Annotated in this window: 12 protein-coding genes; 5 read left to right on the forward strand and 7 right to left on the reverse strand. The window is 28.3% G+C overall.

The features are described 5' to 3' along the window. Positions 1-165: 165 nt before the first annotated feature. From L988_RS12295 to L988_RS12310, 4 genes are all read right to left on the reverse strand, one after another. Complete coding sequence (locus L988_RS12295) at positions 166-1584, reverse strand: carboxylesterase (RefSeq protein ID WP_047384681.1); 1419 nt, start codon at positions 1582-1584, stop codon at positions 166-168. A 111-nt stretch (positions 1585-1695) separates the two neighbouring features. Then, positions 1696-1935, reverse strand: a complete 240-nt coding sequence (locus L988_RS12300) for a TIGR03905 family TSCPD domain-containing protein (RefSeq protein ID WP_047384682.1) — start codon at positions 1933-1935, stop codon at positions 1696-1698. A gap of 43 nt (positions 1936-1978) precedes the next feature. After that, positions 1979-2395 carry an Rrf2 family transcriptional regulator gene (locus L988_RS12305; protein WP_047384684.1) on the reverse strand — a complete coding sequence of 139 codons (417 nt, stop codon included), beginning with the start codon at positions 2393-2395 and terminating at the stop codon, positions 1979-1981. A gap of 94 nt (positions 2396-2489) precedes the next feature. Further along, positions 2490-2696 carry a hypothetical protein gene (locus L988_RS12310; RefSeq protein ID WP_047384687.1) on the reverse strand — a complete coding sequence of 69 codons (207 nt, stop codon included), beginning with the start codon at positions 2694-2696 and terminating at the stop codon, positions 2490-2492. Between the two features lie 177 nt (positions 2697-2873). Here L988_RS12310 and L988_RS12315 point away from each other — a divergent pair, with 177 nt between their 5' ends. The 5 genes from L988_RS12315 (at position 2874) to L988_RS12335 (ending at position 11873) form a co-directional block, all read left to right on the forward strand. After that, positions 2874-3566, forward strand: coding sequence for a hypothetical protein (locus tag L988_RS12315; RefSeq protein ID WP_047384689.1), 693 nt, complete (start codon positions 2874-2876; stop codon positions 3564-3566). Positions 3567-3618: 52 nt separating this feature from the next. After that, complete coding sequence (locus L988_RS12320) at positions 3619-5451, forward strand: sigma factor-like helix-turn-helix DNA-binding protein (protein WP_047384691.1); 1833 nt, start codon at positions 3619-3621, stop codon at positions 5449-5451. Positions 5452-5561: 110 nt separating this feature from the next. After that, positions 5562-8423: a UvrD-helicase domain-containing protein gene (locus L988_RS12325; RefSeq protein WP_047384695.1), complete on the forward strand. Its 2862-nt coding sequence runs from the start codon at positions 5562-5564 to the stop codon at positions 8421-8423. Continuing rightward, positions 8420-10351: a [FeFe] hydrogenase, group A gene (locus L988_RS12330; RefSeq protein ID WP_047384697.1), complete on the forward strand. Its 1932-nt coding sequence runs from the start codon at positions 8420-8422 to the stop codon at positions 10349-10351. The genes L988_RS12325 and L988_RS12330 overlap by 4 nt, the downstream gene beginning before the upstream one ends. 76 nt (positions 10352-10427) lie before the next feature. Further along, a complete protein-coding gene (locus tag L988_RS12335; protein ID WP_047384699.1) occupies positions 10428-11873 on the forward strand; it encodes a DUF4403 family protein in 1446 nt (481 codons plus the stop codon). A gap of 34 nt (positions 11874-11907) precedes the next feature. Here L988_RS12335 and L988_RS12340 read toward each other — a convergent pair whose 3' ends face one another. Genes L988_RS12340 through ftcD form a run of 3 tightly spaced genes read right to left on the reverse strand, consistent with a single transcriptional unit; the run spans position 11908 to position 14719 of the window. Then, positions 11908-12546, reverse strand: a complete 639-nt coding sequence (locus tag L988_RS12340; RefSeq protein WP_047384700.1) for a cyclodeaminase/cyclohydrolase family protein — start codon at positions 12544-12546, stop codon at positions 11908-11910. A gap of 8 nt (positions 12547-12554) precedes the next feature. After that, on the reverse strand, positions 12555-13802 hold the full coding sequence (gene hutI, locus L988_RS12345) for an imidazolonepropionase (RefSeq protein ID WP_047384702.1): 1248 nt from the start codon (positions 13800-13802) through the stop codon (positions 12555-12557). A gap of 20 nt (positions 13803-13822) precedes the next feature. Then, positions 13823-14719 (reverse strand): glutamate formimidoyltransferase, encoded by an 897-nt coding sequence (gene ftcD, locus L988_RS12350; protein ID WP_047384704.1) that lies wholly within the window; start codon positions 14717-14719, stop codon positions 13823-13825. Between the last annotated feature and the right edge of the window lie 12 nt (positions 14720-14731).

Consider the following 14731-nt stretch of genomic DNA (forward strand, 5'->3'; position numbering starts at 1 on the left):
ATATCTTTATCCCTTTTCAAAGAACTGGACCTATTTTTCATCTTTAGTTAACAGATTCTTAAAAACATATTATAGCTACCTACTATGTGTATATACTTTACTTTTTTTTCTTTGTCAAATAATTGTTATTCAAAAAAAAGAACTCAAAAATTTGAGTTCTAAATTTCAATTATTTTTTTTTAATGTATTTTTTATATCCTCTTCTATATATTCAAAAAATTCGTTATATCTAATTCTGTAAAGAAGATTTGGTGATAAATAAAGAGCATTATTTTCTCCTTTTAATTTTAAATCTCCTAAAATAGAATGCTTCCCATAAATTGAATTTTCTGGTGAAATTGGAATAGATACATGTGACAGTGAAAAATTAGATTCATTCCATTTTAATCCTGTATCCTTCTCTTCGTAAAACTTTCCTTGATAATAATTTAGTATCCCAACCATATCATCTTTTTTTGTATTATAATTTGAAATAAAAGAGACATTAAATTTAAAATCTAAATCAAGTGCTTCATCTCTTAAATTAAGATTAATTAAATTAGGTTTGAAAAACTCTTCAAACTTTCTATTTATATCAAATATAACCAATTTATTTTCTGAATTTTCCATTTTAAAGAAAATATCATATAAATCTTTATCTAAAACAGTTGAATCAACAAGAGATGTGTAACTATATATTGGAGGTAACTCCGCTTTCTCTTTTTTACTCAATTTCATAAAATTAATTTTAGCTTTCTTTATCAGATAATAAACTTGAATTCCAGAATTTTTAGGAAAAGAGTTATATTTTGCTGGATCGTATTCTGGATTTATATCCAACCATTGAAACTTTTTAAAATAAGGTATCAAGCTTACCCATGAATCCAAAAATCCAAATTTTGCTGCTGGTGAAACTCCCATTGCAGGAGATAACCAAAATACTTTTTCGGGTTTAGGCAATTCCTTATCCTCTCGAATACTACTCGTTATATACTGAAGAGTTGCCGCTGCTCCAGTTGAAAACCCCACCATATAAAATTCAGAATTTTTTATATCTTTCAATTTTTCTTTTATCATTTTTGAACCAAAAATAGCTGCATCCTCAAAATCTTTTTGAGAAACTTTTACAAGTTCTCCTGGGTATGTTCCGTGATACTTATATCTCAGACCCAATACATAATATCCGTTCTCATAAAATATTTTGGCAATATCTCTCATCATAAATGGAGAATCTGTTAATCCATGAAGAAGTAAAACACCACCCTTTATATTTTCAGGAATCATTTCAAATGAAGAGTTGATATTGTTTCCATCCTTATCTAAAGAGGATAATATTCCATTTTTTGAAAATCTTGTCAAATTATCTTTTGAATTCACTTCAACTTCTGAAAATACATCTTTCAAAAATCTATTCTCTGCTAATAAATACTCTTCTACAGTTTTAAACTCTTTATAATCAGGTTCCTTATAACTACTCTTTTCGTGCCATTTTTTTAATTCAGGAGCAACCCTATTATAAATATATGCTCTTAAAAATTGAATAAAAATTATTATGATTATCAAAAAGATTATTATCTTTTTTAAAATTTGCATTACTTTCCTCATTAAATCCTCCCTTTTTCATATTTTTTATTCTTTAATTAAAAATAAAAGCCACTCCAAACTTTTAATCTGGTAGTAGCTTTTCTATTTTTACTTCAATTTTTATATTAATTACTAAACTAGCTCTCTCAATAATTTAGCTAACTGATCTGGGCAAGATGTTCCTCTAGATGAACAATCGATTCCCTCTAATCTTTTTATAACTTCTTCTATAGACATTCCTTCAACTAATTTTTCGATAGCAACAGTGTTTCCGTCACATCCTCCAAAAAATTCTATCTTCTCAATAATATCCCCATTTAATTCTATTCCAATCTCTTTTGCACAAACACCTTTAGTTTTTAAAATTTTCATTCCCAAAATCTCCCTTTTACTTCTTATTCGTATTTTATAAAATTTACGCCGTGTATCCAGAGCAATTCTCTAACTTATCCATAGTTATTTTTTCTAATTCCTCTTTAATTTTTAAATTTACTTCTTCTAATTTACATCTTAATCCACATAAAGCCATTTTAGAACCCGTGCAACTTGTTTTATCTTCAAAGCATCCATTGACCTTTACTCCACCTTCTAAAACTTTCACAACATCATATACACTTATCTCTTCAGGCTTCTTTGCTGCTACATAACCACCTTTGGCACCACGAAATGATTCTACTAAATCAGATGAAGTTAATTTTCCAAGAATTTTTAGTGTAAATCTTATAGAAACACCTGAAATTTCAGAAATCTCCTTTGCATCCATTTTTCTATTTGCTTCACACAGTAAAAGTACAATTCTTACTCCGTAATCAACTTCTCTACTAATTAACATTTTTCCTCCAAATTTTAAAATTTCAATATTAATATTGTAGACCATTTTTCATCATAAATCAATACATATTTTATATAAATTCAATAAAATCCATCTAATTAAATAATATAAAAAAAAGTATCACTATAAAATCTACAATAAAAATTTTTGTTAACAAACTTTTTCTATACATCGGATTACTAAATAATTTAATATAATCATTTATTCCTAAATAACCTCTATATTTTTCATTCATAAAAAAATATGTAAATGCATCAAAAGTTAGTACGATTAAGTTATATATCATCAACCTCTGTACCATATGCCCCTCCTAATTTTTTATTATTATAATAATATATTACTTTATGTATTATATAATGTCAAATATTTGAAGAATCCTATATTTTAAATTGAATTTTTGATTAAAATGAATTATAATGTTAGCAGTTAGTATAATATCTATATATAAATAATGTATTAATCTATAAGGGGGAGAGAAATGAGTTTTTTATCTAAACTTTTCAACAATAAGAATATCAAGGAACTCGAGAAAATTAATCTAACTTTAAGTGAGCAGTTATTAAATCTTCAGAAAGAGTTACAAGAAAAAGAGATTCTTATTAATAACTACTCTTCTTTGCAATCTAAGCCAAATACTGACTATTCTAAACAATGGCAACTTATGGAAAAAAACCTTAGAAATTTACAAGAAGAAAACAAAGTTTTAAAAGAACATCTTATAAAACTAAATAAAATTATTCCTAAACAACAGTGGCAATACTCTTTTTTAGTTGATTTACACCACTTCTATTCTACTAATAAATTTATTGGAATTAGAGAAAAATTAAATGAATCTGGTATCAAATATCTACAAGAGATTACAGAGGAAACATTTAATACAACTTTAAAAGATGATCGTTATGTACAAGAGGGGCTTCAAAAATTTTTGGATTATAAACGTGGAATTATTGATTGGGATGTGAAAACTTTCTTATTGAAAGGTGATAAAGTAACAAAAATATATCAAAAATCTAGAAAGTTTTTAAATATATTAGCTGAAAAAAATATCGAATTCATGATCGACTTAGAGTCATTTAATTTTCACTCTTTAAAAGACTATGGATTTTCTGATGAAGATATAAGCAGTTTCAAAGAAAAATACGAATCGTACAATGCCGAAAGAAAAATATAATAGCTTTTACCTAGTTTAATATTAGGCATAGAGTTTTGGGGAGGGAATTTTGATGAGTACATACAAATTATGGTGCAACTACCTTAGAATTGATAGATTTATATATCCTGATGAAAAGAAATTAAAATTTTTAAATTTCTGTGAGGAAAATAATGCTATCTATCTTTCTGAAATAGATGAGGAGCTTTTATCCAAATACTCCAAAGTACCTGGTGTTGGCCCTGGAAGAATTGCAGACATCAAAAATGATCTGTCTGAAATTATTGAAAGATTTTCAAAACAAAAAACCTACAAAAAAATTGTTGACTGTTATTTAGATAAAATAATATTTAATATAAAACATATAGAGGGAATAAGCATCGGAGAATTCTTAAGTTATACTCAAGATGATATAGATAGATTAAATCTTTCAAATCAAGATTTAGAAAGAATCTATGAAATATGTACAACAACCCTTCCTTTAGAAGAAACTTTAAAAAAAATTAAGCATACTCTATCAACTGATGACATTCAGCTTTTAGTTGATAGACTTGAAAATAATAAAACTCTAGAAGAGATTGGTAGCCAAAGAAATATCAGTCGTGAGAGAACTAGGCAAATAGAGATTAAATTAAAGCAAATTATTGCAAATATCTTCAAAAATACAAATTTGAATATTGCATTAAAAATCGAAGCTGATTTTAAAGATGAAATCTCTCTTGATGAAATGTATATACTTTTTGGAAACGACTATCGTTTCTTAGTTAGTTTTTTAAAAAGAAATGAGATTTTCTCAAGACCTTTTTATATAGATTTCTTAGACTTATTCCTTTTTGACAGAAGAGAAAGATTCTTTAAAATATTTTACTCATTAGAGTTTACAAATATCTTAACCACTGAAAATGTTAAAACTATTAGAAGCAGTTTCAAAAGTTTTAAGTGGATTACACAAGATGAAATTGAAAAGATTATAACTAAGCTAGGATATGAAAAACATGGGAAATACTATGTTCAAAACAGCGGATATAAAGATATCTTAGAACTTTATTTTGTTAAATTGGTTTCACATCCTCTAAGAGTTGATGAAAACACAATTAAATTGATCATCGAAGATATTAATTCAAAATTAGATTATAATCTTTATGCTGAAGAGATAAAAAATATAAACGATAATACTGCTATCTATTTAGCTCGTAGATTAGAAGGATTACTTTCTAGAATTGATGGAATCATTATGACTGATTCTAGAACTTATATCCATATTAATAAGATAAAATACAATGTAGAAGAGTTTTTAAATCTAAAAGACTCAATACTTTCTTTTAACGAAAACTATATTGATAGTATTGCTGTCTATAAGAATTTAGAAAATAATTTAAACGATATCGGAATTTATTCTGATCATGTATTCTACTCTTTATTCAAATATCATTTTGCACAGGAATTAAATCTAAGTACAAATGGTAACAGTAGAGTATTAACTATTGGAGAACAAGGCTTCAATAGAGTTGAAGAGCTTGAGAAGTTCATTGAAGGAGAAGGAAAAATTCTTGAAAAAAGTTACATTCAAGAAAAACTTAACTACTCAAACGTATCTTTAAATAATGCTATAGATAATTCAAATAAAATTATTAGTTTTGACAGATCTTTCATCGGATTAATTAACTTTGTTAATATGAGTAAGGTTGAGATTGAACTATTCAAAACTATGGTGCTTGCAAATGATGACGACGGAAATATATCTATTCCAGAACTTATAAGTAGAATTAATCTAAATAAAGGTTTTAAAACTTTTATTAAGAGAAATGAAATAAATAAATACTTTATTGCGTCTTTAGTTAGATACTATTTCCCTGAATATAAAGGTGGATGTAACCTGCTGAGCAAAAAAAATATTACTAAATAGTCAGAACCTGGTTAAATCCAGGTTCTTTTTTGTTAATTATAACTAAATAACTTGAAAATTTAACTAAAATAATATAATATCTAATTAAGTCTTATTTTGGGAGTATACCTATGAAATTTTTGATTACAGATTATTTTTTTAAAAGTATCCCCTTAGAAAAAAATGATAAAATTCTTGATAGATTACACTTTTTTTATAATCTAATAAAAAGTAATAATAGCTTATCTGGAAAACTACCAAATGGATTCTGGATAAAAAAAATAAATGGCGCTAACTCTCTATACGAATTTCGAGTTGATAGTGGCGATAGAATATTTTTCCTATTCAATACTATTTCTAGAGAAAGCTCTGAAGGTGTTATTATATTTCTTATATACTCTTCTCACGATATGGCTATAAAAAAAGCTAAAAGAAAAGAGGTTTTCGAAAGTAATCTAAAAGATTTTATCATCTTTGATCAAGAGGATAATATCGAAACAATTGATGAAACTTTCTTTAACTATAATAACCTAATCACTTATGAAATTCTTGATGATTCTGATTTCATTAGTAATTTTCATAATAAAAAATATAAATACTACTATTTAAATGATGAACAATACTCTTGCTTAGTAGATGCACCACCACATTTTATTGCTGGAAGTGCTGGGAGTGGAAAAAGTACAATCACTCTTAGAAAACTTTTAAATTTAGAGGAGCATGCTGATTTTTATAACTTCTCTAATATATTGTATCTTACATCTAATAGATATTTAAAGGATAACTCATTTGAACAATATAAAGAGTTTAGAAAAGATGGAGAAAAAATTGCTGATTTTTTCACGCTAAAAGAATTTTTATCCAAGTCTCTAAATATTCCTACTCGAAATATCGTTGATTTTAACCGTTTTAAAGAGTTTTTTAGATTTTCTTATCCCAATAGAAAAAAATTTACTCTTTCTATTGAAGAGATATATTCTGAAATCAATGGAATAATCAAAGGTTTAATGATTAAAGATAATGCCGATAACTGGAACAGAGATTTATCTCAAAACATAATGCCTTTATCTGATTATTTAAAATTAAGTTCTAAATACTCAACACTCGAAAGTGAAATACGAAAATCTCTTTATGAAGTTTGTTTGAAGTATAACTCTTGGCTTAAAGAAAATAATTTATATGATTTAAATGATCTTTCGATAGCTCTTACTGAAAAAAAACTTTCTTTTGATTATATTATTATTGATGAAGTTCAAGATTTAACTGAAATTGAAATCTTCGCTCTTACATCTCTGGTAAAAAGTAAAGAAAATCTTTTTTTAGCTGGTGATATCCACCAAATGATAAATGCTACATTCTTTAATTTTGAAAGAATGAAAAATCTTTTCTATACAAAATATAATCAAAGAGTAAACCTTAAAATTTTATCAAAAAATTATAGAAGTTGTAAAAAAATTGTCGATTTAGCAAACTATTTCGCAGATCTTAGAAGTACCTATATAGGAAACCTTGGAAGTGACGACTATAAAGAGATAGCTATTCAAAAAGATGGTGAGGTCAACCTGACTCCAGTAAATCTCTCTCTTTTACAAAAAGCACAGGAAAGTGCTAACTCAGCTATCGTTGTTCCTGATGATTCTGTAAAATTAGAACTTTTAGATAAACTTGAAAATAAGCATCGTGTCTTTACAATTCAAGAGATTAAAGGACTTGAATATAGTAATATTATTTGCTATAACTTATCATCAAACTACCAAGAGAAATGGGAAAAAATTTTTGCTAAAGAAACAAAATATGATCAACGTTATAGAAAGTATTTTAATATTTTTTATGTCGGAATAACTAGAGCCCAAGAAAATCTGATTATTATGGAAAGTAACATCGAAAATAATAACGTTCTAAAAGAACTGAGATCATTCTTGACTCCAAATAACAACATTATTATTAATAAAAAAAATGAAAATTTAGCTCTCGAAAAAGAAGATTGGTTAAAAGAGGGTATAAAACTATATAAACTAGAGCAAATAGAGGAAGCTCAATATGCTTTTGAAAAAGCTGGCGAGCCCACTTGGATTCTAGAAAAAGAATTAGAACAAAATATTCTATCTCTTGATTTCAAAAATGCTATTTTAAAAGTATCTTTAAAAGCTCTAAAAAGTAAAGAGGTATTCTATAGAAAACTTATTATCGATACCGCTATAGACAACAATCTCTATTTTATAGCTGCAGAATGTAATCGTACATTTGGAATATCTTATAAAGATAAAGAAATCAAAGAAGGTATCAAAAATGGGATTTCAGAAAACATCTTCACTCAAAAAGAATTGCAAAAAATTATTCAATTTTATAAAGAAAAAAAAGACTCCAACTTTGTCGGAGATCTACTCTTAAAAATGAAGAGATTTAACGAAGCACTTATTTTTTACCAAAATTTAAATAATCCTGTTGGAATTAAATTGGCACGTTGTGGAATTTTAGAACCTTATTTTAAATCTGTTTCGAATTTTAAAGAGAAAGTAGATCAACTCGATGAATTGATCACAAATAAAAATATCAATACATTTGATAAAAAAGAAAAGTTAACTCCTTTGCACAGAGCACTTCTTATAAAAAAAGATCCAATTCTTTTTGAAATGATTCTGTACTTAGGAGGAAATATCAATACATATGTGAAAGGAAAGGAGTTTGTTCCATTCTACATTATGCTCAGAATGAATGAACCTAAAGAAATCATCTATAATTTCCTAGACATATGTATAAAGCATAATTTTAATTTTAACAACAATAACAATTTATATATTTATGTAGCTAAAGTTAAGTACTTTAAATATCTCTTGTATAAAGAGGTTATAAATCTTGAAATCTTCGAAGATTATGTAAATAAGCTTCTCGAAGCTTTATTAGAAACTCCAGATAGTAAAATCGAAATAAGAAAATCAACTTTATGTAAGAATATAATTAAAAACTACAAAAAGAAAAAGGAGAATTTATGAACAAGAAACAAAATTTACTTAGAACATCTTTAGGTTCTGTCTTTAGTGAAAGTGACCTTATGGGAGGACTTATTGGAGAAAACAGACTTATCACTATCTCAGGAAAAGTAAACAACCCTGGAATATATGAAATTCCTGAAAATGCGACTCTAAAAGATATCTTAGATATTGCTGGTGGAATGAAAAACGGAAAAGATTTCAAAGCTGCACAATTTGGATTACCATTTGGTGGCTTCGCTACAAAAGAGTCATTAAATGAAGTTGTTGATTTTGAACATTTCTTTGATTCTAATCACCCAAAAGCTTTAATTATCTTATCAGGTGAAAGTTGTATTGTTCAATTTGCTAAGTACTATATCGAATTCATTTTAGGAAAACTTTCTAAAGGAGAGTATAGAGAATATTTAATCGCAAAATTTGAAATTGAAAGATCTTGGAGAGTTTTAGATAGAATTTCTAAAGGAAAAGGAAATATGAGAGATCTTTATCTTTTAAGACAACTTTCTCAAAACATAAAAGAGAGCACTGGTCAAAAACACAATCTTATTGATGAAGCTATTGAAGCATTCTATCATGAATTTGAAGAACACATCGAAGAACATAGATGTTATACAGGTGAGTGTCCTCAACTTGTTAAATTTAGAATAACAAGCAAGTGTATTGGATGTACTGCTTGTGCTAGAGTTTGTCCTGTTCATTGTATCGAAGGAAAAATTAAAGAAAGACATCGTATCGATATAGAAAGATGTACTCACTGTGGTCAATGTGTTGCTGCCTGCCCAGTTAATGCAATCAACGAAGGAGATAACAGCTTAAAATTCTTAAGAGATTTAGGAACTCCTGGTAAAATTGTTATAACTCAAATGGCACCTGCTGTTAGAGTTGCTCTTGGTGAAGCTTTCGGATTTGAAGCTGGAACTAATATCGAAAAGAAAATAAATGGTGCTCTTAGAATGCTTGGTGTAGATTATGTTTTCGATACAGCTTGGGCTGCAGACTTAACTATCATGGAAGAAGCAACTGAATTCCAACAAAGATTAGAAGCATTCTTTAAAGGTGATGACAATGTTAGATTACCTATTCTAACATCTTGTTGCCCAGCGTGGGTTAAGTTCATCGAACAAAGTTATCCTGATATGCTAGATGTTCCATCAACAGTTAAATCTCCAATGCAAATCTTCTCTACAATAGCTAAAGATATTTGGGCTAAAGAAAAGGGATATAAAAGAGACCAAGTTACTGCTGTTGCAATCATGCCATGCTTAGCGAAAAAATATGAAGCGGCAAGAGAGGAGTTCTCAAGAGGAGATAACTATGATACAGACTATGTTATAACAACTAGAGAACTTATTAAAATCTTAAAAGAAACTGAAATTGATTTAAATAAAGTAGAAGAGGAAGAGTTCGACAATCCATTAGGAGAATACTCTGGAGCAGGTATTATATTTGGTAGAACTGGAGGAGTTATTGAAGCTGCAACAAGATCTACTATTGAAATGATTACAGGTGAAAGAATTGAAAATATTGAGTTTGAAGCTTTAAGAGGATGGGACGGTTTCAGAAGTTGTGATTTAACTATAGGACATATTGAACTTAGAATTGGAATCGCACACGGACTTGAAGAAGCTAAAAAGATGCTAGATAAAATAAGAAGTGGTGAAGAGTTCTATCACGCTATCGAAATTATGGCTTGTAAAGGTGGATGTATCGGTGGTGGTGGTCAACCGAAAGCGATAAAAAAACAAGAAACTCTTGAAAAAAGAGCCGAAGGATTAAATAATATCGATAAAATATCTGAGCTTAGAAGATCTCATGAAAATCCTCAAGTTCAAGCTATCTATGATAAATATTTAGACTATCCTTTAAGTAGAAAAGCTCATGAGCTTCTTCATACTAAATATTTCCCTAAAATTAAAACACACAGATAATTCTACTAAATATAGAAGCCTTTAAAAGGCTTCTATATTTTTATTCTATTTTAAACTCTATCTTATGGAGGTTTTTATGAAATTTAATAAATTCATTATATTTATCACTGCTTTAAATATAGTCACTAATAACATAATATATTCAGAAGAAAACTTATCAAAATTAGATATAAATATCTCTTTGAAAAAATCGATTGTTGAAAATATAATCAATTCTCAACTTCCATATACAATAGAAGATACTGGTTCTGGCAGTGAAATTTTCAACGGAAATAAAAATAATATTCTTGAAACAGGTTTAAATCTTCTAGGAGCTATCGATAAAAAATTTGCTCAATCTTCAGAATCATTTATATGGGCATATAAAATTGAACGTTCTCCTATCGTCTTTAATGCCAATGGGCAAGAGATAGGAGCTACAACAAACATAGATGGACAATTCAAAGCTAGTTGGAATAGAGATAAACAAGGAACTGAAATGAAGTTAAATGGAACTGCCGGAATTAAAAGTATAATAAGTATTTCTCCTGATTGGAAACTTGTTGCCAACAGTTCTCCATTTTTGAATATTTCTAATAAAAATATTCCTTTAGATTTAAATCTTTATGGATTAAAATTTAAAACAGATATAAATATTGGAGATAGTTTAGAAAAAAGTATATCATCCAAACTTAGAAAAGCTACTAAAGAGATTGACTCTAAAATCGAATCTTTCAATCTTAGAGAATTAATTGAAAAATATTGGAGCAATTTAAAAGAACCTATATTAGTTAACAAAGATTATAATCTATGGTTAACAATAAACCCAAAATCAGCTCGTTATTCTGATTTAATCAGTTTTGATGATGATTTAGGAATTAAGGTTGGAGCTGATGCAAATCTTCATCTATACATTGGAGATAAACCTGCTAATCAAAACTTGAACTCTCTTCCTGAAATGAATTTTGGTTTTGTTAATGATTCATTTAATATAAATTTGCCCATCTCTACAACTTACGGAAACTTAAATGAAATTATTAATAAAAATATAGAAAATAAAGAGTTTGATATATATACTGGAATTAAATCAACATTACAAAAAGTTATTTTGAGCTCTGAAAATTCAAATTTAAACTTTGAAACTGGGTTTAATCTATCTATATTTGGTTTTTTAAATCCTACTGGAACTATAAAAGGAAGTTTTAAACCATCATTTGATCAAAATACTGGAATTTTCATCGGTGAAAATTTTGATTACTCCTTAGAAAGTGATAGCTTTATCTTAAATATATTCAATAAAATTTTTAAAAATAGTATCAAAAATAATATTATAAAAAATTATCTCTCTTTTGATCCTAACAAAGAGATTGATTTAGCTAAAAACTTTATTCAATCTAAAGTTGAAAACGTTGAACTTGATAAAAATATACATCTTGTTTCTACAGTTGATATATTTAAAGTCGCTGATTTTAAAATAGATAATAATACAATATCTTTAACAGTCAATACAATTGGGAAATCTACAATTGAAATAAAAGAATAAAAAATGAGGGTCAATTAGACCCTCATTTTTTATTTTATAACGACTTGTTTACAACTTCCATAATTTCGTCTCTTTCAATTCTCGATTTTTTTATTACTCTATCTAGCTCCTCTAAAGTCTCTTTTTTAAATATCTCATCACTCAATCCACCTAAATTCACTTTCACATTTAAAACTCCACCTTCAATTCCAGAATACAGTAAAATAGCAGCTACTCCTAAATCTGTAATAGCATTTTTATTTCCATTTTTCAATATACTCTTTAATAGTATCAATGCTTTTTCTGAAATTTGACAAATACTCATAGGTGTATCTATTGCTAACTTTAAATTCTTTTCGATAGTTTCTTTTCTTAATAATTTTTCCTCTTCAGTTTCTTTCGGTAGTTTATATGCTGCCATAACTAAATTATACGCTTCAGTGTCCTTATCAATTAACTCCTCTAAAAGATATCTATACTTCTCTAACTCTTCAAAACTTTTTGTAAAATTCTCTTGTTCATCCAAAGGAAGTTCTTTATATTTTTTTTTATCAAAAGTTAAATGAGCTACCATTCTTCCTAAAGTACACCCTAAAGTTGAAACTAAAGCAGAAACAGACCCACCACCGGGTGCTGGACTTTTCGAATCAACTATATTTAAAAAATCTTCAACTGATAAATCTACTAATTTCATTATACCTCCTACTTTTTATAAACCAAACATCCATTTTTAAAAACTTTACTTGTATGATTTACTCCAAAATGATATAAGATATACTCAATATTTTTTGAATCAAAAATTACGAAATCTGCTTTTTTTCCCTCTTCTATTGACCCAACTCTTTTCTCTCTTCCTAAAGATTTAGCAGCATTAATTGTGACAGCTTTAAAAATTTCCTTTGGTTTCATCTTTAATTTTAAAGCAGCAATTTGCATTATCAATTGTAAATTTTCTGTTGGACAAGACCCAGGGTTATAATCCGTAGAAAGTGCTACTTGTACACCATTATCTATCATCTTACGAGCAGGAGCATACTCTTTTCCTAAGCTAAACGATGTTCCTGGAAGAAGATTCGCAATCACATTACTATTTTTTAATGCTTCAATCCCTTCATCACTTATAGCCATTAGATGGTCTGCAGAATACATTTGAAACTCTTTTGCTAATTCAGCTCCTTTAGTATTTTTAATCTCATCTGCATGAATTCTCAATTTAAACCCATATTTTTGAGCTTCACTATACATTTTTCTACTCTCTTCGTTTGAAAATACACCCTCTTCACAAAATACATCAAAAAATTCTGCTAACTCTCTCTCTTTTATAACTGGTAAAAGATCTATAACTTTTTGTATAAAGCCATCTCTATCATTTTTATACTCTTCTGGTAGTGCATGAGCTCCCATAAATGTAGAAACTATATCAATCTCTTGCTCTAATTTCAGTCTTTCATTAACTCTCAGCTGTTTTAATTCTGTTTCATTATCTAATCCATAACCACTTTTTGATTCTACAGTTGTCACTCCATATGACAGCATTCTTCTCAGACTTTTTTTTGCTTTATCTAAAAGTTCCTCCTCTGTTGCTTCTACAGTAGCTTTAACGCTACTTAAAATTCCACCACCTCTTTTTAAAATATCTAAGTAGGGAACACCCTGTATCTTATCTAAAAACTCATTCTCTCTAGAGCCACCATGAACAAGGTGAGTATGAGAATCAATCATTCCAGGAGTCACCACAAGCCCCTCTGCATCTATCAACTTTGTTGTAAACTTTATTAACTTAGATGGCACCTCTCCAGATCCTACTGCCATTATCTCGTTTCCTGAGACTGCAACATATCCATTTATCAATACCTCAATATTTTCCATCTGAGTTTCTCCATCTTTCACTGGCAACTCTCTTCCTGTAACTAACTGCCCTATGTTGTAAATTATCAAATCTGCATTCATATACTCACCTCATAAAAAATCTACTTTAGTAATTCATTTTCAATTATTTTTTCAACACTAAACCCTTCTAAGCCTAAATAGTATTCAATCGAATCTGAAAGTGCTTCCATAGGAACTGCTCCTATGATTTCACTTCCTATTACATTGACACCATATCTTTTAGCTTCCATTTTTACAGTTTCAAAAACTCTATAGATTGGATTCTTTTTAAAATCTTTTATATTCATAGTAACTTGAACAAAGCCTTTTTCTTTTATCTCTGCTGGTCCAGCTTGAATAAATTTGAATCCACCACTTGAAAATCTGATAGCTTTTGAAATCTCTTTAGCTATATTCATATTAGTTGTGTCTAGATTAATATTATACGCAATAAGTGGCATTCTTCCTCCTACTGCTGTAATTCCTGCTGTAGGATGTGGTGCTCTTTCCCCAAAATCTGGTGCCCACTCTTCTAATTTTAATTTTTCTGCCATTCCTTCAAACTCACCTTTTCTTATACTAGGCAACGATACTCTATTTGGAGCTGTCGCCGATTCTTCATACAAGAAAATAGGTATATTAAACTTTGAAGATATTTTTTCTGCTACAATTTTTGAAATCTCAACACACTCTGCCATCGTAATTCCTTTAATTGGAATAAATGGAACCACATCAGTGGCTCCCATTCTCAAATGCTCTCCTCTTTGTACATTCATATCAATTAACTCTGCAGCTATTCCAACTGATTCTACAACAGCTTCTATTATATCCTCTGGTTCCCCTATAACAGTTATAACAGTTCTGTTATAATCTGCATCAGGTTCACATCCCATAAATTTTATATTTTTATTTTTTTTAAATGGTGCAGCTATTTTTTCTATTTTCTCTAAATCTTTTCCTTCACTATAATTTGGAACACACTGAACTAACTTTTTCATTTCTATCCCCCC

This window comes from Cetobacterium sp. ZWU0022, from assembly GCF_000800875.1.
GTDB lineage: Bacteria > Fusobacteriota > Fusobacteriia > Fusobacteriales > Fusobacteriaceae > Cetobacterium_A.